This window comes from Comamonas endophytica, assembly GCF_023634805.2.
Classification (GTDB): domain Bacteria; phylum Pseudomonadota; class Gammaproteobacteria; order Burkholderiales; family Burkholderiaceae_C; genus Comamonas; species Comamonas endophytica.
Genome location: NZ_CP106881.1, coordinates 2,176,737 through 2,200,861, shown reverse-complemented (window position 1 = coordinate 2,200,861; position 24,125 = coordinate 2,176,737). Strand labels below are relative to the sequence as shown.

At 68.3% G+C, this 24,125-nt stretch carries 22 protein-coding genes; 12 read left to right on the top strand and 10 right to left on the bottom strand.

Annotated elements, in window-relative coordinates; genetic code table 11:
• Positions 1-4: 4 nt before the first annotated feature.
• The 5 genes from M9799_RS09895 (at position 5) to M9799_RS09875 (ending at position 5,842) form a co-directional block, all read left to right on the top strand.
• Positions 5-1,069 (top strand): branched-chain amino acid ABC transporter permease, encoded by a 1,065-nt coding sequence (locus tag M9799_RS09895; protein WP_231041512.1) that lies wholly within the window; start codon positions 5-7, stop codon positions 1,067-1,069.
• Between the two features lie 72 nt (positions 1,070-1,141).
• Positions 1,142-2,455, top strand: a complete 1,314-nt coding sequence (locus M9799_RS09890; RefSeq protein WP_231041511.1) for an ABC transporter substrate-binding protein — start codon at positions 1,142-1,144, stop codon at positions 2,453-2,455.
• A 69-nt stretch (positions 2,456-2,524) separates the two neighbouring features.
• Positions 2,525-3,349 carry an ABC transporter ATP-binding protein gene (locus tag M9799_RS09885; protein WP_231041510.1) on the top strand — a complete coding sequence of 275 codons (825 nt, stop codon included), beginning with the start codon at positions 2,525-2,527 and terminating at the stop codon, positions 3,347-3,349.
• A gap of 140 nt (positions 3,350-3,489) precedes the next feature.
• Positions 3,490-4,737, top strand: a complete 1,248-nt coding sequence (locus M9799_RS09880) for a phenylacetate--CoA ligase family protein (RefSeq protein WP_231041509.1) — start codon at positions 3,490-3,492, stop codon at positions 4,735-4,737.
• 115 nt (positions 4,738-4,852) lie between these two features.
• Positions 4,853-5,842, top strand: coding sequence for a tripartite tricarboxylate transporter substrate-binding protein (locus tag M9799_RS09875; protein WP_231041508.1), 990 nt, complete (start codon positions 4,853-4,855; stop codon positions 5,840-5,842).
• A gap of 251 nt (positions 5,843-6,093) precedes the next feature.
• Here M9799_RS09875 and M9799_RS09870 read toward each other — a convergent pair whose 3' ends face one another.
• The 3 genes from M9799_RS09870 to M9799_RS09860 form a co-directional block, all read right to left on the bottom strand.
• The gene (locus M9799_RS09870; protein ID WP_231041507.1) at positions 6,094-6,429 is read right to left on the bottom strand and encodes a DUF1840 domain-containing protein; all 336 of its coding nucleotides are present in this window, start codon (positions 6,427-6,429) and stop codon (positions 6,094-6,096) included.
• On the bottom strand, positions 6,390-7,700 hold the full coding sequence (locus M9799_RS09865) for a class I SAM-dependent methyltransferase (RefSeq protein ID WP_231041506.1): 1,311 nt from the start codon (positions 7,698-7,700) through the stop codon (positions 6,390-6,392). Before M9799_RS09865 ends, M9799_RS09870 begins: the two co-directional genes overlap by 40 nt.
• An 89-nt stretch (positions 7,701-7,789) precedes the next feature.
• Complete coding sequence (locus tag M9799_RS09860; RefSeq protein WP_231042152.1) at positions 7,790-8,404, bottom strand: hypothetical protein; 615 nt, start codon at positions 8,402-8,404, stop codon at positions 7,790-7,792.
• A 31-nt stretch (positions 8,405-8,435) separates the two neighbouring features.
• Here M9799_RS09860 and M9799_RS09855 point away from each other — a divergent pair, with 31 nt between their 5' ends.
• Positions 8,436-9,629, top strand: coding sequence for an aminopeptidase (locus M9799_RS09855; RefSeq protein ID WP_231041505.1), 1,194 nt, complete (start codon positions 8,436-8,438; stop codon positions 9,627-9,629).
• Here M9799_RS09855 and M9799_RS09850 read toward each other — a convergent pair.
• On the bottom strand, positions 9,610-9,864 hold the full coding sequence (locus tag M9799_RS09850) for an acyl-CoA-binding protein (RefSeq protein ID WP_231041504.1): 255 nt from the start codon (positions 9,862-9,864) through the stop codon (positions 9,610-9,612). The two genes, M9799_RS09855 and M9799_RS09850, sit on opposite strands and share 20 nt — an antisense overlap.
• Positions 9,865-9,955: 91 nt before the next feature.
• On the opposite strand from M9799_RS09850, the gene M9799_RS09845 reads away from it, so the two are divergent.
• Positions 9,956-10,249, top strand: a complete 294-nt coding sequence (locus M9799_RS09845; RefSeq protein WP_231041503.1) for a polyhydroxyalkanoic acid system family protein — start codon at positions 9,956-9,958, stop codon at positions 10,247-10,249.
• 199 nt (positions 10,250-10,448) lie between these two features.
• Here M9799_RS09845 and M9799_RS09840 read toward each other — a convergent pair whose 3' ends face one another.
• Positions 10,449-11,660 (bottom strand): M20 aminoacylase family protein, encoded by a 1,212-nt coding sequence (locus M9799_RS09840; RefSeq protein ID WP_231041502.1) that lies wholly within the window; start codon positions 11,658-11,660, stop codon positions 10,449-10,451.
• A gap of 129 nt (positions 11,661-11,789) precedes the next feature.
• Here M9799_RS09840 and M9799_RS09835 point away from each other — a divergent pair, with 129 nt between their 5' ends.
• Positions 11,790-13,874, top strand: coding sequence for a molybdopterin-containing oxidoreductase family protein (locus tag M9799_RS09835; protein ID WP_231041501.1), 2,085 nt, complete (start codon positions 11,790-11,792; stop codon positions 13,872-13,874).
• A 184-nt stretch (positions 13,875-14,058) separates the two neighbouring features.
• Here M9799_RS09835 and M9799_RS09830 read toward each other — a convergent pair whose 3' ends face one another.
• The 3 genes from M9799_RS09830 to M9799_RS09820 form a co-directional block, all read right to left on the bottom strand.
• Positions 14,059-15,231 (bottom strand): iron-containing alcohol dehydrogenase, encoded by a 1,173-nt coding sequence (locus M9799_RS09830; protein ID WP_231041500.1) that lies wholly within the window; start codon positions 15,229-15,231, stop codon positions 14,059-14,061.
• 67 nt (positions 15,232-15,298) lie between these two features.
• Positions 15,299-16,264 (bottom strand): Bug family tripartite tricarboxylate transporter substrate binding protein, encoded by a 966-nt coding sequence (locus M9799_RS09825; protein ID WP_231041499.1) that lies wholly within the window; start codon positions 16,262-16,264, stop codon positions 15,299-15,301.
• Between the two features lie 103 nt (positions 16,265-16,367).
• Positions 16,368-17,393 carry a fumarylacetoacetate hydrolase family protein gene (locus M9799_RS09820; protein WP_231041498.1) on the bottom strand — a complete coding sequence of 342 codons (1,026 nt, stop codon included), beginning with the start codon at positions 17,391-17,393 and terminating at the stop codon, positions 16,368-16,370.
• Between the two features lie 102 nt (positions 17,394-17,495).
• Here M9799_RS09820 and M9799_RS09815 point away from each other — a divergent pair, with 102 nt between their 5' ends.
• From M9799_RS09815 to M9799_RS09805, 3 genes are all read left to right on the top strand, one after another.
• Entirely contained in the window at positions 17,496-18,308 is an 813-nt protein-coding gene (locus M9799_RS09815; RefSeq protein WP_231041497.1) for an IclR family transcriptional regulator, read from the top strand.
• 9 nt (positions 18,309-18,317) lie between these two features.
• Positions 18,318-19,517, top strand: coding sequence for a DUF3108 domain-containing protein (locus M9799_RS09810; protein ID WP_231041496.1), 1,200 nt, complete (start codon positions 18,318-18,320; stop codon positions 19,515-19,517).
• A 147-nt stretch (positions 19,518-19,664) separates the two neighbouring features.
• A complete protein-coding gene (locus M9799_RS09805) occupies positions 19,665-19,964 on the top strand; it encodes a BTH_I0359 family protein (protein ID WP_231041495.1) in 300 nt (99 codons plus the stop codon).
• A 202-nt stretch (positions 19,965-20,166) separates the two neighbouring features.
• Here M9799_RS09805 and M9799_RS09800 read toward each other — a convergent pair whose 3' ends face one another.
• Together M9799_RS09800 and M9799_RS09795 are read right to left on the bottom strand one after the other, a co-directional pair.
• Positions 20,167-21,249, bottom strand: coding sequence for an AbrB family transcriptional regulator (locus tag M9799_RS09800; protein WP_231041494.1), 1,083 nt, complete (start codon positions 21,247-21,249; stop codon positions 20,167-20,169).
• A complete protein-coding gene (locus M9799_RS09795; RefSeq protein ID WP_231041493.1) occupies positions 21,240-23,219 on the bottom strand; it encodes a putative bifunctional diguanylate cyclase/phosphodiesterase in 1,980 nt (659 codons plus the stop codon). The genes M9799_RS09800 and M9799_RS09795 overlap by 10 nt, the downstream gene beginning before the upstream one ends.
• A gap of 51 nt (positions 23,220-23,270) precedes the next feature.
• Between M9799_RS09795 and purU the strand changes: the two genes are divergently transcribed.
• Positions 23,271-24,119: a formyltetrahydrofolate deformylase gene (purU, locus tag M9799_RS09790; RefSeq protein ID WP_231041492.1), complete on the top strand. Its 849-nt coding sequence runs from the start codon at positions 23,271-23,273 to the stop codon at positions 24,117-24,119.
• Positions 24,120-24,125 lie beyond the last annotated feature (6 nt).

Below are 24,125 nucleotides of genomic sequence, written 5' to 3'. Positions count from 1 at the left end.
ACCCATGTTCTATCGTGAAAACGGCCAGTTCAAGACCAGCTACGCGGCCGACCAGCAGATCTTCCCGATCGCGCAGGACCGCATCGCCATCCTCGCCATCCTGCTGCTGGCCTTCGTCGCCGTGCCGCTGACTGTGAGCGACTACACCTTCCAGGCGGTATTGATTCCCTTCCTGATCATGGCGCTGGCCGCCCTGGGCCTGAACATCCTGGTCGGCTACTGCGGCCAGATCTCGCTGGGCACGGGCGCCTTCATGGCCGTCGGGGCCTACGCCGCCTACAACCTGCAGGTGCGCATCGAGGGCATGCCGCTCTTGCTGTCGCTGCTCGGCGGCGGGCTGTGCGCGATGGCCTTCGGCGTGGTGTTCGGGCTGCCCAGCCTGCGCATCCGCGGCCTGTACCTGGCGGTGGCCACGCTGGCCGCGCAGTTCTTCATGGACTGGCTGGCCAGCCGCGCGCCGTGGGTCACCAACAATTCCTCCTCGGGCTCGGTCAGCGCCGGCCAGCTGTCCATTGCCGGCTGGGTCATCGACACCCCGGCCGAGAAATACCTGCTGTGCCTGGGCCTGCTGTGCATCCTGGGCCTGCTGGCGAAGAACCTGGTGCGCAGCGCCACCGGCCGCAACTGGATGGCAATGCGCGACATGGACGTCGCCGCCTCCGTGATCGGCATCCGCCCGGTCTACGCCAAGCTCAGCGCCTTCGCCGTGAGCTCCTTCATCGTCGGCATCGCCGGCGCGCTCTGGGGCTTCGTGCACCTGGGCGCCTGGGAGCCCGCGGCCTTCAGCCTGGACCGCTCCTTCCAGCTGCTGTTCATGATCATCATCGGCGGCCTGGGCTCGATCATGGGCAGCCTGTTCGGCGCGGCCTTCTTCGTGCTGCTGCCACTGGTGCTCACGCATGTGCCGCACTGGCTCGGCCTGCCCCTTTCCACGGCCAGCGCGACCTACATCGAACACATGGTGTTCGGCGCGCTGATCGTCTTCTTCCTGATCGTCGAACCCCACGGCCTGGCCCGGCTGTGGTCCACCGCCAAGCAGAAACTGCGGCTCTGGCCTTTCCCGCATTGAGCCGTTTGCCCCAAAGCACTCGCAGAAGTGCCTCGCGCCCTTGTGATCCCTAAACCATTCAGGAGACAAAGCATGATGTTGAAGAAAGCCGCGCTTGCCGCCGCCACCGCCGCCCTGGGATTCGGGGCGCTGACGGCGGCCCCCATGGTCCACGCGCAGGACCAGTTCGTGCCGCTGCTGGTCTACCGCACCGGCCAGTTCGCCCCGCTGGGCATTCCCTGGGCCGACGGCAAGCAGGACTATCTCAAGCTGGTCAACGCCAAGGGCGGCGTCAATGGCGTGAAGATCGCCTACGAGGAGTGCGAGACCGCCTACGACACGGCCAAGGGCGTCGAATGCTACGAGCGCCTGAAGAACAAGGACGGCGGCGCCGCCGGGTTCGATCCGCAATCCACCGGCATCACCTTCGCGGTGAGCGACAAGGCCCCGGGCGACAAGCGCCCCATCGTCACCGTCGGCTACGGCCTGTCGCAGTCGGCCAACGGCGCGGTGTTCGAGTGGAACTTCCCGCTGCTGGGCAACTACTGGACCGCGGCCGACTCCATCATCCAGGACATCCTGAAGAAGGAGAAGGGCAGCCTCAAGGGCAAGAAGATCGCGCTGGTCTACCACGACTCGCCCTACGGCAAGGAGCCGATTCCGCTGCTGCAAAAGCGCGCCGAGAAGGAGGGCTTCCAGCTGATGCTGCTGCCGGTGACGGCGCCCGGCGTCGAGCAGAAGTCGACCTGGCTGCAGGTGCGCCAGCAGCGCCCCGACTACGTGCTGCTGTGGTCGGCGGGCGTCATGACGCCCACGGCGATTCGCGAAGCGCAGGCCACCAACTTCGCGCGCGACAAAATTTATGCCATCTGGTGGGCCGGCTCGGACCACGACGTCAAGGACATCGGCGCGGGCGCCAAGGGCTACAACACCGTGACCATCCACAACACGGCCGAGCGCGACAAGGTGCATGACGAGGTCAAGAGCCTGGTCTACGACAAGAGCCAGGGCACGGCGGCCAATGTCGCCAGCGTGGGCAGCATGGCCCACACGCGCGGCATGGTGATCTCGATGCTGCAGGTCGAGGCGATCCGCACCGCGCAGGAGAAATACGGCAAGGGCAAGGTCATGACGCCCGAGCAGGTGCGCTGGGGCCTGGAGAACCTGAACCTGACGCAGGACAGGCTCAACGCGCTGGGCTTCGGCAAGATCCTGCGCCCGATCCAGACCAGCTGCTCCAACCACCTGGGCACCGACTGGTCGCGCATCGCGCAGTGGGACGGAGCCAAGTGGAACGTGGTCTCCGACTGGTACCAGGGCGACAAGAGCATGGTCGAGCCGCTGGTCAAGGAGTACGCCGACAAGTACGCCAGGGAAAAGAACGTCAAGGCACGCAGCTGCAACTAAGGGCGGCCGGCGCCGGTCCTCCAGCGGGCCGGCGCCCCCTGCTTTCCGTCATTCTCCAGAGGCCGCACCATGTCCCAAACAACTACGCCCCCTGCCGAGCCGCTGCTTGTGGTCAACGGCATCGAGGTCATCTACAACCATGTGATCCTGGTGCTCAAGGGCGTGTCGCTGCAGGTGCCGCGCCGGAGCATCGTCGCGCTGCTTGGCGGCAACGGCGCGGGCAAGACGACCACGCTGCGCGCCATCTCCAACCTGCTCAGGGGCGAGCGCGGCGAAGTCACCAAGGGCACGATCGCGCTCGAGGGCGAGCAGATAGCAAACCTCACGCCCTCCGACCTGGTGCGGCGCGGCGTGGTGCAGGTCATGGAGGGCCGGCACTGCTTCGCGCACCTGAGCATCGAGGAGAACCTGCTCACCGGCGCCTACACGCGCAGCGACGCGGGCGAGATCGCCGCCAACCTGGAGAAGGTCTATACCTATTTCCCGCGGCTCAAGACGCGGCGCCATTCGCAGGCCGCCTACACCTCGGGCGGCGAGCAGCAGATGTGCGCTATCGGCCGCGCGCTGATGAGCAACCCGCGCATGGTGCTGCTCGACGAGCCCTCGATGGGCCTGGCGCCGCAGATCGTCGAGGAAGTGTTCAACATCGTCAAGGACCTGAACGCGCGCGAGCAGGTCACCTTCCTGCTGGCCGAGCAGAACACCAGCATGGCGCTGCGCTACGCCGACTACGGCTACATCATGGAAAGCGGCCGCATCGTCATGGACGGCCCGGCCTCGGAACTTGCCAACAACGAGGATGTCAAGGAGTTCTACCTGGGCATGGGCGGCGGCGAGCGCAAGAGCTTCAGGGATGTGAAGAGCTACAAGCGGCGCAAGCGCTGGCTGGCGTGAGCCGTATATGTCTTTGCATCGAGCATGGACGTTCATCCTTCGACAGGCTCAGGACGAACGGCTAGACCACCGCTCGCCTCGAGACTGCTTCCCCTCCGCCGTTCACCCTGAGCTTGTCGAAGGGTGCAAGGAATTTGTCCATGACCGACCACTACGACGCTCTTGAAGCGCGCTCCCCCGAGGAACGCGAGCAGGCCCTGATGTCCGCCCTGCCGCGCCAGATCGCGCACGCCCAGCAGGCCTCGCCCGCGTTTGCCGAGATCCTGCGGGGCATCGACGCTGCAACCGTGAGTTCGCGCGCCGCGCTCGCCAGGCTGCCCGTGACGCGCAAATCGCAACTGCTCGAGCGCCAGCTGGCCCAGCGCGCTCAGGGCCCCTTTGGCGGCTTCAGCGCGTTGGCCTTTGGCGCGCGGATGCCGCGCGTGTTTTCCAGCCCCGGCGGCATCTACGAGCCCGAGGGCTGCGGGCGCGACTACTGGCGCATGGCGCGCGCCATCCATGCCGCCGGCTTTCGCGCCGGCGAGCTGGTGCACAACAGCTTCAGCTACCACTTCGTGCCCGCGGGCGCGATGATGGAGACCGGCGCCCAGGCGCTGGGCTGCACGGTGTTCGCGGCGGGCACGGGCCAGACCGAGCAGCAGGTGCAGGCCATTGCCGACCTGCGCCCTGCGGGCTACATCGGCACGCCCAGCTTCCTGCGCATCCTGATGGAGAAGGCGCACAGCCAGGGCCAGGGGCTGCCGAGCCTGCGCAAGGCGCTGGTCTCGGGCGAGGCCTTCCCGCCTTCGCTGCGCGATTGGCTGGCGGAGCGGGGCGTCGAGGGCTACCAGTGCTATGCGACGGCCGACCTGGGGCTGATCGCCTATGAGACCTCGGCGCGCGAGGGCCTGGTGGTCGACGAGAACGTGATCGTCGAGATCGTGCGCCCGGGCACGAACGATCCCGTGCCCGAGGGCGAGGTTGGCGAACTGGTGGTGACCACGCTCAACCCCGGCTATCCGCTGGTGCGCTTCGGCACCGGCGACCTGTCGGCGGTGCTGCCCGGCGCCTGCCCCACGGGCCGCACCAACACCCGCATCCGCGGCTGGATGGGCCGTGCCGACCAGACCACCAAGGTGCGCGGCATGTTCGTGCATCCCTCGCAGGTCAACCAGGTCGTGCAGCGCTTCGAACAGGTACTGCGCGCGCGCCTCGTGGTGCGCGGCGAGATGGCCAGCGACACGATGGAACTGCTGGTGGAGACACGGGAATCCGACGCCGGATTGCTGCGCCAGATCGGAGATTGCGTGCGTGAACTGACCAAACTGCGCTGCGAAGTGCAGCCGCTGGCGCCCGGCGCGCTGCCCAACGACGGCGTGGTGATCGAGGACGCAAGAAGCTACCGCTGAGTTTCCGTTGAAATGAGCTGTTCGAAGTGGGTACTTACAGGGAAAACACTTATTTTTCGATGTAAGTAAATCGAACAAACGTTCTTATCATGAGCATCCCCTAAGGAGCCTATTCATGCAGAAGTTGTTTAAGCTGGCCACTATCGCCCTGGCTGCCGTTGCCGCCACCGGAGTTCAAGCCCAGGACTTCCCCGCCGCGGGCAAGAGCATCACCATCGTGGTGCCCTTCACCGCCGGCGGCCCGACCGACCGCGTGGCGCGCGATCTGGCCGAGTCGATGCGCAAGCATCTGAACAACGCCACCATCGTGATCGACAACTCCGCCGGCGCCGGCAGCGCCATCGGTATCGCCAAAGTGGCGCGCGCCAATCCCGACGGCTACACGCTGCTGCTCAACCACATCGGCATGGCCACCGTGCCTTCGCTGTACCGCAAGCTGTCGTTCAACGTGGTCAACGATTTCGAGTACCTGGGCATCATCAACGATGTGCCAATGACGCTGATCGGCAAGCCCACGCTGCCCGCCGACAACTACAAGGACCTGATCAGCTGGATCGGCAAGAACCCGGGCAAGGTCAACCTGGCCAACGCCGGCGTCGGCTCGGCCTCGCACCTGTGCGGCCTGATGCTGCAGTCGACGCTGAAGACCGAAATGACCCCCGTGCCCTACAAGGGCGCGGCCCCCGCGATTGCCGATCTGATGGGCAACCAGGTCGACCTGCTGTGCGACCAGACCACCAACACCACGGCGCAGATCGAGTCCAAGAAGGTCAAGGCCTATGCCGTCACGACGCCCAAGCGCCTGACCACGCCGGCGCTCAAGTCCCTGCCCACGCTGGACGAAAGCGGCCTGAAGAACTTCCAGGTCACCGTGTGGCACGGCCTGTACGCGCCCAAGGGCACGCCTGCCGCCGTGACCAAGAAGATCAACGACGCGATGCGCCTGGCGCTCAAGGAAGCCGACTTCATCCGCAAGGAAGAGCAGCTGGGCGCGGTGATCGCTTCGGACGACCGCGTCACGCCCGAAGGACACAAGAAGTTCGTGCAGTCGGAGATTGCGACCTGGGGCAAGGTGATTCAGGCTGCGGGTGCTTACGCGGACTGATCTCGTTTCATTTCAGGAAAGCCAGCCTTCGGGCTGGCTTTTTTTTGCCGGAGACATGTGAGTCCGGCGCCACCAAGGAAAAGCAGATACTGATCCTGAGGGCAGGCCGTTCATGGTTCGATGGGGCCGCCCAGGCAGCCTCACCACGAACGGTTCGACCGTTCGCCTGAGCCCGTCGAAGGGTGAAGGGCCTGCCCTCAAGAACGCGCGCATGGTTTCCCTGTGGTGAAGTCGACTCTACAGATTCACCCTCACCAAGTCACCTCCCGCCCCTGTGCCGCACTGCGCTTGAGCATGTCCAGGAACGGCGCCGTGCGCTGGCGCAGGCTTACCGGGTCCCAGGCACCCGCGGGCGCCTCGTCCCTTTGCGCATCTTCATCGGCATCCTGCGTTTCCTTGGCCGCGGCGCGCTGCTCCTCCTCGCGCTGCACCGCCTGCTCCAGCGCGGCGATGGCGCCCGGGATCTGCTCCACGGTGATGATGCCGTGGCCAGTGGTGTCCTTGCCGAGGATATCCAGCAGGCGGCGCGCGGTGGCGTCCAGCATGATCAGATCGGCGGTGGCACGGGACTTGAACTTGTAGGGCATGCGATTCCTTTGCGGTACATGTATTCGCGGTTGAAAGGGTACTCCGACCGGGCGCCGGGCAGTGCACCGCCGTCCACCTGGCCGTCGGGGCGGGCCACGAGCATCTGGTGCAGCGCGATCCAGCCGCGCTCGAAACCCATGGCGCAGCCGGCCAGGTACAGCCGGTAGGCGCGCAGCGCGCGCGCGCCGCGCTCGCTGTCGGTCTGTTCGGCAAGGATACGCTGTGCCTCGGGCAGCCGGGCTTCCAGCGCGTCGGACCAGGCCCAGAGCGTGCGTGCGTAATGCGGCCGCAGGTTCTCCGTGTCGCACATCTCCAGCCCGCCCTGCGCAAACGCGTGCAGCACCCGGCTCACGTGCAGCAGCTCGCCGCCGGGAAAGATATAGCGGCCGATGAATTCGCCCATGCCCGCGCCGACCTGCGCATTGTCCACGCCGCCCGCGGTGATGCCGTGCAGCAGCGCCAACCCGCCGGGGCGCAGCAGACGGTGCACGGTCTGCGCGTAGGCCGGCATCTGCGCGTGGCCCACATGCTCGAACATGCCGACCGAGGCAATCTTGTCGAAGGCGGTGTCGGGCGGCAGCTGGCGGTAGTCGCGCAGCTCTATCCGCACCCGCTCCTGCAGCCCGCGCGCCGCGATCAGCTGCTGCACGTAGGCGTGCTGGTTGCGCGACAGCGTGATGCCCCGGGCCTGCACCCCGTAATGCTCGGCGGCCCACAGCAGCAGACCGCCCCAGCCCGCGCCGATGTCGAGGAAGCTCTCGCCCGCGCGCAGCTGCAGCTTGCGGCAGATATGGTCGAGTTTGGCCTCCTGGGCCTGCGCCAGGCCCATGCCCGGCTCCCGGAAATAGGCGCAGGAATAGACGCGCCGCGGATCCAGCCAGAGCGCATAGAAATCATCGGACAGGTCGTAGTGGAACTCGATCTGCTCGGCATCGCGCGCCAGCGTATGCAGCGCCATCGAGCGCGTGCGCGCCATGATCTGCGACCACCAGCCGGACGTGCCGCGCACCGGGTCGGACTGCAGCAGCGCCGAGGCCGCGCGCATGATGTCGCGCACGCGCCCCTCGAGCTCCACCTGGCCTTCGACCACGGCCGCGCCCAGCGTGCCTATATGGCCGGCGGCCAGCGCCGTCAGCGGCGCCAGCGAACGAAAACGCAGCGTCACCTCGGCCTGGGGCTTGCCGACCCGCTTGCCCGAGGGCAGCTCCACCGCCATGGCGACAGGCAGCGGGGCCAGCCGGGACTCGAGGGTATCGATGAGGTTTTTCATGACGCCACCATTCTGGCGGGCATGCAGGCGCCGGCAATTGCGGCAAACCTGAGGCGACGATCGGCTTTGTCCGGCAGACCCGCGCCGCGTTAACGCTTACCGATCAGCTGCAGATAGCTCTTGCGCGTGGCCGGCGAGACCGCGGCCAGCACCTGTTCGTAGCTGGTCTGGTGGCGCGCCAGCAGCCGCACGGAAGCCACCGTCAGCGACTTGCAGAACCAGTGGCAGCTGTGCTGCATCAGGAAGATCTCGGCCGTCAGCATGAAGGCGCGCCGGCGGCGCTCCTCGTCGTCTTGCGCGGCATGGACCTGCACGGCGCCGATGCTGCGGGCATGCAGCTTCACCATGTCGCGCATGTCGAAGCTGCCCTGCGGATAGATGCGCTCGACGTAGGGCAGCGCCAGCGGCAGCGTGCTGACGCGCACCTGCTCGGCCGGGGCGCGCGCGAAGTCCTCGGCGAAGCGCTGGAACTGGTCGGCCAGGCTCTTTTCCGTGCCCTCCAGCAGCGCCCAGACCTGGGTGCGGCGCTGCAGGTCGCTCTCGCCCAGCGCGCGCAGGTAGCCTTCGATCAGGCTGCCCATGAGCTTTTCGATCTGCAGCCGGCCCAGGTATTCGGCCAGCAGGCGCGTGCGCCGGCGCTGGTCCTGGCGCTTGAGCACATAAACGGCAATGGTGACAATGATTGCCAACGTGAAGAAGTCCATCGGATCGGGGGAAAACAGCGTGAATGAAGCCATGAGTGTAGTCAGGCCCTGGGCGCAGCGCGGCGCCAGAGCCCTGGCGGGAACCGTGTTTTGCGCCCTGCTGGCCGGCTGCGCGGTGCCGGATATCGGTTATTACTGGCAGGGCGCGCGCGGCCAGCTGCAGATGCTGCATGCGGCGCGGCCGGTCGCGGACTGGCTCGAGCAGCAGGACCTCGCGCCCGCGCTGCGCAGCCAGCTGCTGCTGGCGCGCCAGGCGCGCGATTTCGCCAGCCAGGCGCTGGCCCTGCCCGACAACGCCAGCTACCGCCGCTATGCCGCGCTGCAGCGCCCGGCTGCGGTATGGAACGTCACGGCCGCGCCGCCCGATGCGCTGGAGCTGCACCAGTGGTGCTTCCCGGTGGCCGGCTGCGTGGGCTACCGCGGCTATTTCGCGCTGGCCGATGCGCAGGCCCAGGGCGCGCTGCTGGCGGCGCGCGGCCTCGATGTCCATGTCTACCCGGTGCCCGCGTATTCGACGCTGGGCTATTTCAACTGGCTGGGCGGCGATCCGCTGCTCGACACCTTCGTGCGCTGGCCCGAGGGCGAACTGGTGGGCCTGCTGTTCCACGAGCTGGCGCACCAGCGCGTCTATCTGCCCGGGGACATGGCGTTCAACGAATCCTATGCCACGGCCGTGGAGCAGCTGGGCACCCAGGCCTGGCTGCGGCAATCGGCCACGGCAACGGCCGCCGCCACGCCCGCCTGGCAGGCCGCCCAGCAGCGGCGCACGCAATACCGCGCCCTCGCGCACGGCACGCGCCAGGCGCTGGAGGCGCTGTATGCGCAGCCGCCCGCCGATGTGCTGGCCGCGAAGGCCGCCATCCTGGAGGATTTCCGCGCGCGATACGCGGTGCTGCGCGCGCAGTGGCTGGCAGCGCCCGAACTGGCCGCGCGCCCGGATGCCGCCGCGCAGTCGCTGCAGCGCCTGGACCGCTGGGTGGCCGAGGCCAACAATGCCTCCTTTGGCGCACTGTCGGCCTACGACCTCTGGGTGCCGGCATTCACCGCGCTGTTCGCGCAGCAGTCGGCCCAGGCCGAGCCCTGGGCCGCGTTCCACCGCGCGGTCGAGGAACTGTCACGCCAGCCCGAAGCCGCGCGGCTGCAGGCGCTGTGCGCGCTGATGCCGGATGCGCCGCCCGCGCAGTGCGACACGGGCGCCGCGCCCCTCAGCCCAAAGAGTCAATAAGCTCGATGTACTGCTCGCGCGCGGCATCGCTGTCGGTGCCCTTGAGCTTTTCCCAGGCGTCCCACTTGGCGCGCGCCACCATGTCGCTGAAGCTGGGCTTGTCGTCCTCGTTGTCGCCCTGCGTGGCCTGCTTGTACAGGGCGTAGATCCGGAGCAGCGTGGCGTTGTCGGGGCGCTCGCTCAGGTCCTTCGAGCGGGCCACGGCGTCTTCAAAGGCAGTGTTCAGTTCGGACATGCAGGTTGCTCCTTAGAATCGGTGGATGCGACAGATCGAGTGTAGCCACCGCTGCGCGCAGCCCCAACCGCCACTTCACCCGGACTAACCCTTGCCTGACATCCAGATTTCCCGCACCCACACCCTGGGCCTTGCCGCCGCCCGCGCGCAGGCCCGGCGCTGGGGCGAAAAGGCCACCGAGAAATTCGGCGTGCAATGCGACTATGCCAGCGGCGACACCGAGGACCTGCTGCGCTTCAGCGGCAACGGCGTCGACGGCCAGCTGCGCGTGACGGCCAGCGCGCTGGAACTGCAGGCCGAGCTGGGTTTCCTGGCGGCGATGTTCAAGGACAAGATCGAGTCCAAGATCAATGCGCAGTTCGATGAGTTGCTGGCGCAGGCCTAACCGTTCGTGGTGAGCCCGTCGAACCATGAACGTCCTGCTCTCCGATAGAGGGCAGGCCGTCCATCCTTCGATCCTTCGACGGGGCCGCCCAGGCAGGCTCAGGATCAGACGAACGGATGGATAGCGTGCGGCCCTGCAACAAACCAAGCATGTCCGAGTTACGCCATGACTCCTGAAAACCCGGAACGAGGCGATATTTTCAGCGCGTAGGCTCCGCCAGCCACTCCTTTGCCAGCTCCACCCAGAACGTCGCCCCCAGCGGAATCAGCCGGTCGTTGAAGTCATAGCTCGGGTTGTGCAGCATGCAGGGCCCGGCGCCATGCCCCGGCGCGCGGTGGGCGCCCGCTCCCGCGCCATTGGCGATGAAGCAGTAGGCGCCGGGCTTTTCCTGGAGCATGAAGGCGAAGTCCTCGGCGGTCATGGTCGGCTCCTGGTCCAGCACCTGATCCGCGCCCGCCACGCGCTGCATCACCTTGCGCGCCAGCGCCGCCTCGGGCGCGGAATTGATGGTCGGCGGGTATTCGCGCTCGAACGCGTATTCCGACTGCAGGCCCTGCGCCGCGCAGATGCCCTCGACCACCTGACGCATGCGCTGCTCGACCATGTCCAGCACGGCCAGCGAGAAGGTGCGCACCGTGCCCTCGAGCTGCACGCTGTCGGGCACCACATTGTTGGCCTCGCCGCCATGCACCATGGTCACCGAGATCACGCCCGCATCGACGGGCTTGAGGTTGCGGCTGACGATGGTCTGCAGCGCCAGGATGATCTGCGCCGCCACCGGCACCGGGTCGAGCACCAGGTGCGGCATGGCCGCATGCCCGCCCTTGCCGCGCACCGTGATGCGGAACTCGTTGCTCGACGCCATGACCGGTCCCGGGCTCACCGCCATCTGCCCTTCGGCCATGCCGGGCCAGTTGTGCATGCCGAACACCGCCTGCATCGGAAAGCGCGTGAACAGCCCGTCGCGGATCATCTCGCGCGCGCCGCCGCCGCCCTCCTCCGCCGGCTGGAAGATGAGGTAGATCGTGCCGTCGAAATCGCGGTGCCGCGCCAGATACCGGGCCGCGGCCAGCAGCATCGCGACATGCCCGTCATGGCCGCAGCCATGCATCTTGCCCGCGTGCCGGCTCGCGTGCGCAAAGCGGTTGCCCTCCTGCATCGGCAGCGCGTCCATGTCGGCGCGCAGGCCCAGCGCGCGGCCGCAGGCGCCCGCGTCGCGCCCATGCACAATGCCAACCACACCGGTCTTGCCCAGGCCGCGGTGCACGGGAATGCCCCACTCGGCGAGCCGCGCGGCAATCAGGTCGGCGGTGCGCACCTCTTCAAAGCTCAGTTCGGGATGGGCGTGGATGTCACGGCGCAGCGCCGCCATCTCCCCGGCCTCTTCAACGATCTCTTCAATCAACGGCATGCGGAAAAAACCTCCTGCGGCCATTGTCGCGGCAAGCGGCGGCCGCCACCCCCATTCCCGACCATGCTGCCCCGGGTGCCGCGCATGCGGGACAATGGCGGCGCTTCGACCGCTCGCACGCTCCGCACCATGTCCTTCACTCTCAGCCCGTCCGCCCTTTCCGGCCCCGCCACCCACGTGCGCGGCGCCTGTCCGCATGACTGCCCCGATACCTGCGCCCTGCTGACCACCGTGGTCGATGGCGTGGCCACGCGCGTGCAGGGCAATCCAGACCATCCCCAGACCGACGGCGTGCTCTGCGCCAAGGTCAGCAAGTACCCCGAGCGCACCTACCACGAAGAGCGCGTGCTGACGCCGCTCAAGCGCACGGGCCCCAAGGGCAGCGGGCAGTTCACGCCGGTGTCGTGGGACGAGGCGCTGGGCGACATCGCGCGGCGCCTGCATGCCATCGCGCAGCGCGCGCCCGAGGCCATCCAGCCCTACAGCTACGCCGGCACCATGGGACTGGTGCAGGGCGAGAGCATGGACCGGCGTTTCTTCCACCAGCTCGGCGCCTCGCTGCTCGACCGCACCATCTGCGCCAGCGCCGGCGGCGAAGCGCTCATGCAGACCTATGGCGGCAAGATCGGCATGCGCGTGCAGTTCTTCGCCGAGAGCCAGCTGATCGTGATCTGGGGCAGCAACAGCATCGGCAGCAACCTGCATTTCTGGCGCTACGCCCAGGCCGCCAAGCGCGCCGGCGCGCGCCTCGTCTGCATCGACCCGCGCCGCTCCGAGACCGCCGAGAAATGCCACGAGCACCTGCAGCTGCGCCCCGGCACCGACGCCGCGCTGGCGCTGGCGCTGATGCACGAGCTGATCCGCAACGACTGGCTCGACCACGACTACATCGCGCGCCACACGCTGGGCTGGGAGGCACTGCGCGAGCGCGCGCTGCAATGGCCGCCCGAGCGCGCGGCGGCCGTCTGCGGCCTGCCGGTGGAACAGATCATCGAACTGGCGCGCGCCTACGGCACGACCGCGCGCGCCGCGATCCGCCTGAACTACGGCGTGCAGCGCGCGCGCGGCGGCGGCAACGCGGTGCGCGCGATTGCCTGCCTGCCGGCGCTCACCGGCGCCTGGCGGCATCGCGCCGGCGGGCTGCTGCTGTCGTCATCGGCGGCCCTGCCGGCGCGCCGCGCGGCGCTGCAGATGCCCGAGCTGCTGGGCGCGCGCCGCCCGCGCACCGTCAACATGAGCACCATCGGCAACGCGCTGCTCGAGCCCGGCGGCGCGGAATTCGGCCCGCGCATCGAGGCGCTGGTGGTCTACAACAGCAACCCCGTGGCCGTCGCGCCCGAATCCGCCAAGGTGGCGCGCGGCTTTGCGCGCGAGGACCTGTTCACGGTGGTCATCGAGCACTTCCTCACGGACACCGCCGACCACGCCGACTACGTGCTGCCGGCCACGACGCAGCTCGAGCACTGGGACATCCACGGCAGCTACGGCCATACCGACGTGCTGCTCAACCGCCCGGCGATCGCGCCCGTGGGAGAGGCGAAAAGCAACGCGCAGATCTTCCGCGAACTGGCAGCACACATGGCCGCGCACGACCCGGCCTTTGCCGCGCCCTGCTTTGCCGACAGCGATGAAGCGCTGTGCCGCCAGGCGCTCGATCCCGCCCAGGTCGACTACGAGCAGCTGCTGGCCACCGGCTTCGCGCATCTGCCCGTGCCCGACGCGCCCTTTGCCGAGGGCGGCTTCGCCACGCCTTCGGGCAAGTGCGAATTCTTCAGCGCGCGTCTCGAGGCGCAGGGCATCAACCCGCTGCCCGACTACCTGCCCAACCACGAGCTGCCCGACCCGCAGGGCCCCTACCCGCTGGCCATGATCTCCCCGCCGGCGCGCAACTTCCTCAACAGCACCTTCGTGAACGTGCGCCAGCTGCGCAACGCCGAAGGCCGCCCGCTGCTGGAGATGCACCCGCGGGACGCGGCCGCGCGCGGCATCGAAGACGGCGCGCTGGTTCGCGTGTTCAACGCGCGCGGCGAGCACCTGTGCCACGCCAGCCTCAACGGCCGCGCGCGCGAGGGGCTGGTCATCGGGCTGGGGATCTGGTGGCGCAAGGATGGGGCCAACGGGACCAATGTGAATGAGCTGACGCACCAGCACCTGACGGACCTGGGGCGGGCGCCGAGTTTTTACGACTGTGCAGTGCAGGTGGCGGTGGCCTGAGCCTTCCTTTTGAACTTAGACATCCTTCGACAGGCTCAGGACGAACGGGTTCTTGAACGTTCGCCCTGAGCCTGCGCTTGTCTAAGGATCGAAGGCTGGACGGGTTCTTGAACGTTCGTCCTGATCCTGAGCTTGTCGAAGGATCGAAGGATGGACGGCCCCGCCTCCAATGGAGCGCGCAGCCTCAAATCGCCAGCCCCAGAATCTCCCTTGCCTTCCGCGCATCGATATCCCGATGCTCCGAAAGCGCCACCATCCCGTGCTTCTCCAGCTGCGCCACCACCGCGTCTGCAGTTTCAGGCCCCAGGTCATAAGCCGACAACCGCGTAGGTACCCCCAGCCCCTCGAAGAAGTTGCGCGTCTGCGTGATCGCGGCGTTCACGCGCCCCTCCTCCGAGCCCTCGGTGATGCCCCAGACGCGCTCGGCGTACTGCAGCAGCTTGGCGTGCTTCTGGTCGCGGCGCGCGTCCATCATCGCCGGCAGCACGATCGCCAGCGTGCGCGCATGGTCGATGCCGTGGAGCGCCGTGATCTCGTGGCCGATCATGTGCGTGGACCAGTCCTGCGGCACGCCGGCGCCGATCAGGCCGTTGAGCGCCAGCGTCGCGCTCCATACCAGGTTAGCCCGGTCGGCGTAGTCGGGCGTCTCGGCCTGCACCACGCGCGGGCCGATCTCGATCAGCGTCTGCAGCAGGCCTTCGGCAAAGCGGTCCTGCACGCGCGCATCGACCGGGTAGGTCAGGTACTGCTCCATGGTGTGCACGAAGGCATCGACCACGCCGTTGGCCAGCTGGCGCGTGGGCAGGGTATAGGTCTTGGTGGGGTCGAGCAGCGCGAACTGCGGAAACAGCAGTCGGTTCGAGAACGGCAGCTTCGCGCCTTCGGCCGCGTGGGTCAGCACGCCGCCGTTGTTCATCTCGGAACCCGTGGCCGGCAGCGTCAGCACCACGCCCAGCGGCGCGGCCTGGGCCACGCTGCGCCCGCCCTTGCGCACCAGCTCCCAGGCGGCAGCCGGGTCGGCGCCGGGCAGGCGCACGGCTGCAGCAATGAACTTGACGGCATCGATCACCGAGCCGCCACCGACGGCGAGAAGGTAGTCGAAGCCGCCCTGCTGGAACTGCGCGACGGCGCGCATTGCGGTTTCCAGCGTGGGGTTGGGCTCGATGCCGGTGAAGGTCTCGTGCCGGCGCTCGCCCAGCGCGGCGCGCACCTCGGCCAGCGTGCCGTTCTTCTCGGCGCTGCCGCTGCCGGTCACGATCAGCACCTGCGCCGCCTCGGGCAGCAGCTTGCCCAGCCGGGCGATGACGCCCTCGCCGAAAACAATGCGCGTGGGGTTGGTGAAATCGAAATTCAGCATCTGGCTCTCCTGGAAATGGTGGCGCAGCCGAAGCCGCGCCCAAACCCCATTCTCGCAGGGAGCAGACTCAATCGAGCTTGATGCCGGCCTGCCGGATCACCTCGCCCCAGCGCTTGGCCTCGGCACGCGCCATGGCGCGGAATTGTTCAGGCGTACCGGGCAGTGCCTCCATGCCGAAGTCCTGCATGCGCTTGACGACGGCCGGGCTGGCGAGCGCCTTGTTGAGCTCGGCGTTGAGCCGCTGCACGATGGGCGCGGGCAGGTTCTTCGGTCCCAGGATGCCCTGGAAGGCGAACACTTCGGTGTCGGCCACGCCGGCCTCGGCCAGCGTCGGCAGCTGCGGCAGGCTGGCAATGCGCTGCGCCGAGCCGATGGCCAGCGCGCGCAGCTTGCCCGACTGGATGATCGGCAGGCCCGCCGCCAGGTCGATGAACATGCACGGCACCTGGCCGCCCATCACATCGGCCACGGCCGGGGCCGCGCCGCGGTAGGGGATGTGCGTGAGGAAGGTGCGGGTGCGCGCCTTGAACATCTCCATCGCCAGGTGGTGCGGCGAGCCGTTGCCGGGCGAGGCGTAGTTCACCTTGCCCGGGTTGGCGCGCGCGTAGGCCAGGAACTCCTGCAGCGTCTTCGCCTGGAAGTCCGGGTGCACCACCAGCGCCAGCGGAAAGCGGCTGATGCCGCCCACATAGGTGAAGTCCTTTTCCGGGCTGAAGGGAAGCTTGCCGAACAGATGCTCGTTGTAGGCCAGCACGGCATTGTCCGCCGACATGATGGTGTAGCCATCGGGGCGCGCCGTCGCCACCTGCTGGGCACCGATATTGGTCGAGGCGCCGGGCTTGTTCTCGATCACGATGCTCTGGCCCAGGGCCGGGCGCATGGCCTCGGCCACGGTGCGCGCCAGCACGTCGGTGCCACCGCCCGGCGGATAGGGCACGACCCAGCGGATCGGCTGGTCCGGCCAGTTCTGCGCCTGCGCCAGCGGCACGGCGGCAGCGGCCGCCAGCGCGGCCAGGAAATGTCTGCGTTGCATGGTTTGTCTCCTCGGGAAAAAATGGCTGCGTGGGCCGGTGAATGCGGTCTCCGGTGGCGCTGGCCGGCACTCTGCGGTGCCGGTCCTGCGCGCCCGCGCTGCGTCAGTCGTCGGAACCGGCGGATTCGGGCGCGACGATGGCCTGGTCGATGGCGCCGAAGATGCTCTGGCCGGCACGGTCCTTCATCTCGATGCGGATGGTGTCGCCGAACTTCATGAACTCGGTCGCGGGCTGGCCGCTCTGGATGGTCTCGATGCAGCGCTTCTCGGCAATGCAGCTGTAGCCCTTGGGCCACTGCATGGCGCTGCCCTCGCCCACGCCCTTGTTGCTCACCGTGCCGCTGCCGACGATGCTGCCGGCGCGCACGTTGCGCGTCTTGCAGATGTGGGCGATCAGCTCGCCGAAATGGAAGGTCATCTCCGGGCCGGCCTCGCACATGCCGACCTTGCGGCCATTCCAGGTCGACTCCAGCGTCAGGTGCAGGCGGCCCGCGTCCCAGGCGTCGCCCAGCTCATCGAGCGTCACCGCCACCGGGCTAAAGGCCGTGGCCGGCTTGCTCTGGAAGAAGCCGAAGCCCTTGGCCAGCTCGGCGGGAATCAGGTTGCGCAGCGAGACGTCGTTGGCCAGCATCACCAGCCGGATGCCCTGCAGCGCGCGCGTGGGCGTGCTGCCCATCGGCACGTCGCCCGTGACCACCGCGATCTCGGCCTCGAAGTCGATGCCCATGGCCTCGCTGGGCACCACCACGTCGTCGCAGGGCCCGATGAAATCATCGGCGCCGCCCTGGTACATCAGCGGATCGGTATAGAAGGTGGCCGGCACCTCGGAGTTGCGCGCCTTGCGCACCAGCTCCACATGGTTCAGGTAGGCCGAGCCATCGGCCCACTGGTAGGCGCGCGGCAGCGGCGCCATGCACTGCTCGGGGTTGAAGGCAAAGGCATGCGGCGCCTTGCCGGCGTTGAGCTGCTGGTACAGGTCCTGCAGCTGCGGCGCCATGAAGTTCCAGTCGTCCAGCACCTGCTGCATGCGGCTGGCGATGCCGGTCGCATAATGGGCCAGGCCCAGATCGCGGGAGACGACAACCAGCTGGCCGTCGCGCGAGCCGTCTTTGTAAGTAGCGAGTTTCATGGAGGCTGAACGTGAAGGGGCAAAGGGAACTGCCAGGGGCAGCAATCGAATTACGATAGGGTAAATCAGTTTACCTAAACAAAACGAGTGGATTTTAGTGCAATGAACAAGGAACGCGCGGGCATACAGTCGGTCGAGGTGGGTTTTGCGCTGCTGCAGGGGCTGGCGCAGGCGCGCGCGCCGCTGATGCTCAAGGAGGCTGCGGCCGCGGCCGGCATGAGCGCCGCCAAGGCGCACCGCTATCTGGTGAGCTTCCAGCGCCTGGGCCTGGTGGTGCAGGATGCAAGCACATCGCGCTACGATCTGGGGCCGGCCAGCCTGCAGCTGGGTCTGGCGGCGCTGACCCGGCTCGATCCGGTGCGCCTGGCGCGCGAGCGCCTGCCGGCGCTGCGCGAGGCGCTGCAGCACACCGTGGCGCTGGCGGTCTGGGGCAACCATGGGCCGACCATCGTGCACTGGGAGGAATCGGCGCAGTCGGTCACCGCCAACCTGCGCCTGGGCGACGTGATGCCGCTGCTGTCGTCGGCCACGGGCCGCTGCTTTGCGGCGCACCTTCCCGCGGACATCACCGCACCCATGCTGGAGGAAGAAACGCGGCGCGCGCGCCAGCTCGGCCGCAGCGACCTGCCGCTCACGCCCGAAGGCCTGCAGGCCATGCTGGGTGAAGTGCGCGCCCAGGGCACGGCGCGCGTGGTCGACACGCTGCTGCCCGGCATCGTGGCGTTTTGCACGCCAGTGTTCGATTCCTCGGGCCATATCGTGATGGGCATCACCACGCTGGGCTCGGCTGCCACCTTCGACCCGGCCTATGGCGGCGCCATCGACGCGCGGCTGCGCATGGCGGCGCAGCAATTGTCGGCAGATCTGGGCCATCATGGCCTGGGCCATAGCGGCCTGGGCCATACCGGCCATTGAAGGCTTTGGATGCGCGCGCGTGCCCTGCTGCCCCTGACCGCCGCCGTGCTGGCGGCGCATGCATGGCTGCTGTGGCAACTGCCGGCCTGGTCCAGCGCGTCTGCCATTCCTGAACAGATCCAGGCAGACGCGCCGGCGTTCATGACGCGCAGCATTGCGCCGCCGCCTCCAGTATCCCTTCCAGCACCGCCGCCGCCTCCAGCTCCTGCACCGGCTCCTGTGCCGCAAGCCAAGCCCCGCCCTCAGCCGCCGGCACCGCCCGCACCGCCCGCACCGCCCGCACCGCCCGCACCGCCGGAGGTTGCGGCTCCGGAACCGGCCGCTGCGCCCGTCCTGCCGGCACCGCTGCCGGAGGATGCGCAATCGGCAGCTGCGCCCGAAGCGGCTGCGTCCGAACCGCCCGAGGAAGCGCTGTCCACCGAAGCCGCTGCGCCCACCGAGACGAGCGAGGTGGCTGCAGCGCAATCGGCAGCGCCCCCCGAAGCCCAGGCCCCGCCACCGCCTGAAACCCTGCAAGGCGTGCAGCTGGCCGCCCCCGGCGGCAAGGCGGCACCGCTCGATGGCGCGCAAGTGCAGCTGCCGCCGCCTGCACGCCTGACGTTTGAAGTGGCGGGCCGGGCCCAGCGTTTCGACTACCGCGCCAGCGCCGAACTGCTGTGGCAGCATGACGGCCACAGCTACGAGGCGCGCCAGCAGATCAAGGCTTTCCTGGTCGGCACGCGCGCGCAGGGCAGCCGCGGGCAGATCACGGCCGCGGGCCTGGTGCCGCAGCGCTTCACCGACCAGGGCCGCCGGGAAAAATCCGCCGAGCTGGACTTTGCCGCGCAGCAGGCACGCTTCACCCCCGCCGCCACGCCCGCGCCCATCGGCCCCGGCGCGCAGGACCGGCTCAGCGTGTTCTTCCAGCTCTCGGCGCTGCTGGCCGCGGCGCCCGAGCGCTATCCGCCGGGCAGCGAGATCAGCTTCACCACCGTGGGCAGCAACGATGCCGAGCGCTGGACCTTCCGCGTGCACGCCATCGAGAACCTGGAGCTGCCCGCGGGCAGGCTGCCGGCACTGCACCTCGAGCGCCTGCCGCGCCACGCGCGCGACCAGCAGGCCGCACTGTGGCTCGCGCCCTCGCTCGGCTATCTGCCGGCGCGCATCCGGCTGACCCAGGGCGACGGCAACTTTGCCGACCTGCGCCTACAGTCGCACGCGCCGCCCTGATACAGGGCAGGCCACACGCTGATCCATTCCGTGGAATACTGAGGTCAAGCGCCTTTTGCCGGCGACCCCGCCGGCGGTGCTTGAAGTCTGGCGTTTTGCAGCCATATGACTGTCAACAGCCAGACTTTGCAACCAGGGGGGACCACCATGCAGACGCTATACGACTCCGACACTTTTGCGGTGCTCCATATCCGGCCCGACCTGCCGGCCATGGACGAGGGCGAATCCGCCGAGGAGCTTGCCACCACGCAGATCCAGATGCCACGCCACGGTTTTGAAATCGTCGACAAGCGCTCGGGCAAAGAGGTCTATCTCGATGGCTCCTGGGCGGAGATGTTCCAGAAGATCATCCTTGGCTGGCAGCAGCAGACGCCCACCCAGGAAGAGGTGGAGAGCACGCTGGACAGCTATGCGGGGCTGGCGCAGAACCCGGTGCTGGTTCATTGAGCGAGTGATAGGCTTGAGAGCGGCGCATCCTTTTTGAAGGAGGCCGTTCACCCTTCGACAAGCTCAGGGCGAACGGTTCAGGCAACGCCGCGCTATGAATAATCCGTTCGTCCTGATCCTGAGCTTGTCGAAGGATCGAAGGATGAAGGTCCCATATCCGTTCGTCCTGAGCTCGTCGAAGGATGAAGGGCCTGCCCTACAGTTATCCCGGCAGCCTTTCCTCCCGCCCCGCTTTATGGAGCCACCGATAAACCGGCTCCACCAGCAACAGCACCGCCATCAACCGGCACACCTGCAGCGCCGTCACCACCGGCACCCCCAGCTGCAGCACCTTGGCGGTGATCGCCATTTCGGCAATGCCGCCAGGCGCCGTCGCCAGCACCATGGTGACCCACGGCTGGCCGGTGGCCCAGGCCACGGCGCCCGCAAATCCCGCGCACAGGGCCATCAACACCAGGGTGCCCACGGCCACCGTGCCCAGCCAGGCCGGCGCCGTGCGCAGGAAGTCGCGCCGGAAGCGCACGCCCAGGCTCACGCCGATCAGCAGCTGGGCGGCATTCATCATCGGCTGCGGCACGGCCGACAGCTCCAGACCGCACATCGCCAGGCCCATCGAGGCCAGCAGCGCGCCCAGGAACCAGGGATTGGCGCGGTCCAGGCGCAGCATCAGCCAGGCCCCCAGGCCGGTGCACAGCGCCAGCAGTGCCAGCCCCGGCCCATGCACCGCGCGCGCCGCCGCCCATTCTCCCGAGGAGCCATGCAGGCCGCTCCACTGCAGCGCGAAGGGAATCACCAGCGTGACGATCACCAGCCGCAGGGTGTGGCTCGATGCCACCAGCTCGGTCAGCGCCTTCTCGCGCTCGGACAGCAGCGTCATTTCCGAAGCCGCGCCGATCGCTCCCGCGAAATAGCAGGTGGCGCGCATGCGCTGCGCCGGCACGCCGGGCATGCGCGGCGCGTGCACGCGGTACAGCCACAGGCCGAGCAGCCAGCCCAGCAGCAGCGCCCAGCCAATACTCAAAAGAATCACCCACCACATGCTGGCCACGAGCGCGGTCACGGCCGGCGTGAAATAAAGCCCGAGCGCCGCGCCGATGGTCCACTGCGCGCCATTGCGCGCCACGCCCCAGCTGGCGGTCTGCGCCCCGACCATCGAGGCCAGCGAGGTGGCGATCAGAGGGCCCAGCATCCAGGGCAGCGGCGTGTTCCACCAGCGGAACAGCTCGGCCGCGGCCCAGGCCCCGGCCCCGGTCAGCACGACGCGCAGCGCGAAGTTCACGCGCATGGCCGGTCCGCCAGCGCCACACCGCCGCTGCTGCGCAGCAGTTGCTCGAAACCTTCGGCCGGCAGCGGCCGGCTGCACAGATAGCCCTGGAAATGGTCGCAGCCGCGCGCGCGCAGGAACTCCAGCTGCTCGGCGGTCTCCACGCCCTCGGCCAGCACCGTCAGGCCCATGCTGTGGCCCATGGCGATGACGGCGGCGCTGATCGCCATGTCGTCGGCGCTTTGCGGAATGTCGCGGATGAAGCCCTGGTCGATCTTCAGCACGTCGAGGGGAAAGCGCTTCAGATGGGCCAGCGAGGAGTAGCCCGTGCCGAAGTCGTCGATCGCCAGCCGCAGCCCCAGGCCGCGCAGGCGCCGCAGCACCTGCAGCGCCTGCTCGGGCTCCTGGGCCAGCGCGCTCTCGGTGATCTCCAGCTCGAACTGCTCGGCCGGGAAGCCCGCGTCGGCCAGCGCCGCCTGCGTGCTGCCCACCAGGTCGGTGAGCAGGAACTGGTGCAGCGAGACATTGACCGCCAGCGTGATTCCGGGCAGCCCCATCTCGCGCCAGCGCTGGCCCTGCGCGCAGGCCTCGCGCGTCACCCACTCGCCGATCGGGCCGATCACGCCCGAGCTCTCGGCCACGGGAATGAAGCGCGCGGGCGAGATCAGGCCCTCGACCGGATCGAGCCAGCGCAGCAGCGCCTCGGCGCCCGTGATCCGGCCGGTGGCGATATCGACCTGCGGCTGATAGTACAGCTGCAGGTGGCCCTCGGCCAATGCCTGGCGCAGCCGCGCCTCGAGCTCCAGGCGCTCGCGCGCGGAATGGGTCATCGCTTCCTGGAAGAAGCACCAGGCGTCGGGCCCGTTGTGCTGGCGCGCGGCATGCACCGCGGAATGCGCGCCCTGCAGCAGCGCATTGGCCGTGCCCGCATGGTGCGGGTAGAGGCACATGCCGACGCTCACGCCGGCCACCACCTCCATGCCGCCGGGCGTGTGCCAGGGCTGCGCGGCGGCCGCGATCAGCCGCCGCGCCAGCTGCGCGGCGTCGACCTCGCTGCCCAGGCCCGGCGCGGCCACGGCGATCTCGTCGCCGGCCATGCGCCCGATCAGGTCGCCCGGGCGCAGCACCTCCTGCATGCGCGCGGCGACATGGCACAGCACCTGGTCGCCCACGGCATGGCCGTAGCTGTCGTTGAAATCGCGCAAGCGCCTGATGTTGAGCAGCATCACGGTCAGCGGGCTGGACGCGGCCGCCGCGCCCTGCAGCGCCTGCTCCAGCCGGTGGCAGAACCAGGCGCGGTTGTTCAGCCCGGTCAGGGGGTCGGTGTGCGCCAGGTATTCCAGGCGCTGCGCCTGTGCCTTCTCCGCGGAGATGTCGGTGAACATGCAGACGTAATGCGTCACGCGCCCGGTGCCGTCGTGGACCGCGCTCAGCGACATGCGCTCGGGAAACGCCTCGCCATCCTTGCGCCGGTTCCAGATCTCGCCCTGCCAGTGGCCGGTGCGGCGCATGCTCTCCCACATCGCGTCGTAGAAGGCCTGGTCATGCAGGCCGGACTTGAACATGCGCGGCGTCTGGCCGAGTATCTCCTGCTCGGAGTAGCCCATCAGGCGCGTGAAGGCCGCATTGACCGAGAGGATGGTGCTTTTGGCATCGGTCACCACCACGCCCTCGATGGTGTTGTCGACCACGGTGGCCGCCAGGCGCTGGCGCTCCTCTTCCTGGCGCTCGCGCCGCTGGCTGCGCTCCAGCGCCGCGCGGCGCACCGCCTCGGAGCGCAGCAGGCGCCGCAGCAGCCAGGCGCCCATCAGGGCGTTGAGCACGATGGAGACATAGCCCTGGAGATCCTTCCAGCGCGCGATCTGCCACGGATCCTGGCTCCAGTGCGCGAGCACCGTGCCGCTGCCCGCCAGCCACAGCAGTGCGGTCAGCGTGTACAGCCCCAAGATCCAGTACGGCCATGCCTGGCGGGCTGCGCCCTGTTTTCGCATCTATTTCCTCAATCCACAACCAATGGCCCTTGCTGCGACAATCGCAGGGCTATGACCCAAGCCTACATTCTTACCCTATCCTGCCCCGACCGACTGGGGCTGGTGCATGCCGTCTCCGGTTTCCTGCTGGAACATGGCGGCAACATCGAGGAAGCCGCGCAGTTCAACGACAGCGCCACCGGCCTGTTCTTCATGCGCCTGCAGTTCGCCTGCACGCAGACCGACGCCGCCACGCTCAAGACCGCCCTGGCCGAACTCGCCGCGCGCTTCGACATGCGCTGGAGCCTGCATTCCCAGGCCGAGAGCATGAAGACCGTGCTGCTGGTCAGCAAGGAGGGCCATTGCCTCAACGACCTGCTGTTCCGCTGGAAGTCCGGCCTGCTGCCCATCGACATCCGCGCGATCATCAGCAACCACCGCGACTTCTACCAGCTCGCGGCCAGCTACAACGTGCCCTTCCACCACATTCCCGTGACGGCAGCGACCAAGGCCCAGGCCGAGGCGCGCCAGTTCGAGATTATCGAGGCAGAAGGCGCCGAGCTGGTGGTGCTCGCGCGCTACATGCAGGTGCTGTCCAACGACCTGTGCACCAAGCTCGCCGGCCGCGCCATCAACATCCACCACAGCTTCCTGCCCAGCTTCAAGGGCGCCAAGCCCTACTACCAGGCGCACGACCGCGGCGTGAAGCTGATCGGCGCCACCGCCCACTATGTGACGGCCGACCTCGACGAAGGCCCGATCATCGAGCAGGACGTGGCGCGCGCCGACCACACCGACACCGTCGAGGACCTCACGGCCCGCGGCCGCGACACCGAAAGCCAGGTGCTGGCGCGCGCCGTCAAGTGGCACAGCGAACGCCGCGTCATCCTCAACGGCCACAAGACCGTCGTCTTCCGCTGAAGGGCG

Coding starts and splice junctions, on each gene's coding strand:
- M9799_RS09805 (WP_231041495.1), top strand. CDS start 19,665: ATGCAGACGCTATACGACTCCGACACTTTTGCGGTGCTCCATATCCGG.
- M9799_RS09835 (WP_231041501.1), top strand. CDS start 11,790: ATGTCCTTCACTCTCAGCCCGTCCGCCCTTTCCGGCCCCGCCACCCAC.
- M9799_RS09795 (WP_231041493.1), bottom strand. CDS start 23,219: ATGCGAAAACAGGGCGCAGCCCGCCAGGCATGGCCGTACTGGATCTTG.
- M9799_RS09860 (WP_231042152.1), bottom strand. CDS start 8,404: ATGGACTTCTTCACGTTGGCAATCATTGTCACCATTGCCGTTTATGTG.
- M9799_RS09865 (WP_231041506.1), bottom strand. CDS start 7,700: ATGAAAAACCTCATCGATACCCTCGAGTCCCGGCTGGCCCCGCTGCCT.
- M9799_RS09890 (WP_231041511.1), top strand. CDS start 1,142: ATGATGTTGAAGAAAGCCGCGCTTGCCGCCGCCACCGCCGCCCTGGGA.
- M9799_RS09800 (WP_231041494.1), bottom strand. CDS start 21,249: ATGCGCGTGAACTTCGCGCTGCGCGTCGTGCTGACCGGGGCCGGGGCC.
- M9799_RS09870 (WP_231041507.1), bottom strand. CDS start 6,429: ATGCCCTACAAGTTCAAGTCCCGTGCCACCGCCGATCTGATCATGCTG.
- M9799_RS09855 (WP_231041505.1), top strand. CDS start 8,436: ATGAGTGTAGTCAGGCCCTGGGCGCAGCGCGGCGCCAGAGCCCTGGCG.
- purU (WP_231041492.1), top strand. CDS start 23,271: ATGACCCAAGCCTACATTCTTACCCTATCCTGCCCCGACCGACTGGGG.
- M9799_RS09810 (WP_231041496.1), top strand. CDS start 18,318: ATGCGCGCGCGTGCCCTGCTGCCCCTGACCGCCGCCGTGCTGGCGGCG.
- M9799_RS09840 (WP_231041502.1), bottom strand. CDS start 11,660: ATGCCGTTGATTGAAGAGATCGTTGAAGAGGCCGGGGAGATGGCGGCG.
- M9799_RS09850 (WP_231041504.1), bottom strand. CDS start 9,864: ATGTCCGAACTGAACACTGCCTTTGAAGACGCCGTGGCCCGCTCGAAG.
- M9799_RS09830 (WP_231041500.1), bottom strand. CDS start 15,231: ATGCTGAATTTCGATTTCACCAACCCCACGCGCATTGTTTTCGGCGAG.
- M9799_RS09895 (WP_231041512.1), top strand. CDS start 5: ATGTTCTATCGTGAAAACGGCCAGTTCAAGACCAGCTACGCGGCCGAC.
- M9799_RS09880 (WP_231041509.1), top strand. CDS start 3,490: ATGACCGACCACTACGACGCTCTTGAAGCGCGCTCCCCCGAGGAACGC.
- M9799_RS09825 (WP_231041499.1), bottom strand. CDS start 16,264: ATGCAACGCAGACATTTCCTGGCCGCGCTGGCGGCCGCTGCCGCCGTG.
- M9799_RS09820 (WP_231041498.1), bottom strand. CDS start 17,393: ATGAAACTCGCTACTTACAAAGACGGCTCGCGCGACGGCCAGCTGGTT.
- M9799_RS09815 (WP_231041497.1), top strand. CDS start 17,496: ATGAACAAGGAACGCGCGGGCATACAGTCGGTCGAGGTGGGTTTTGCG.
- M9799_RS09885 (WP_231041510.1), top strand. CDS start 2,525: ATGTCCCAAACAACTACGCCCCCTGCCGAGCCGCTGCTTGTGGTCAAC.
- M9799_RS09875 (WP_231041508.1), top strand. CDS start 4,853: ATGCAGAAGTTGTTTAAGCTGGCCACTATCGCCCTGGCTGCCGTTGCC.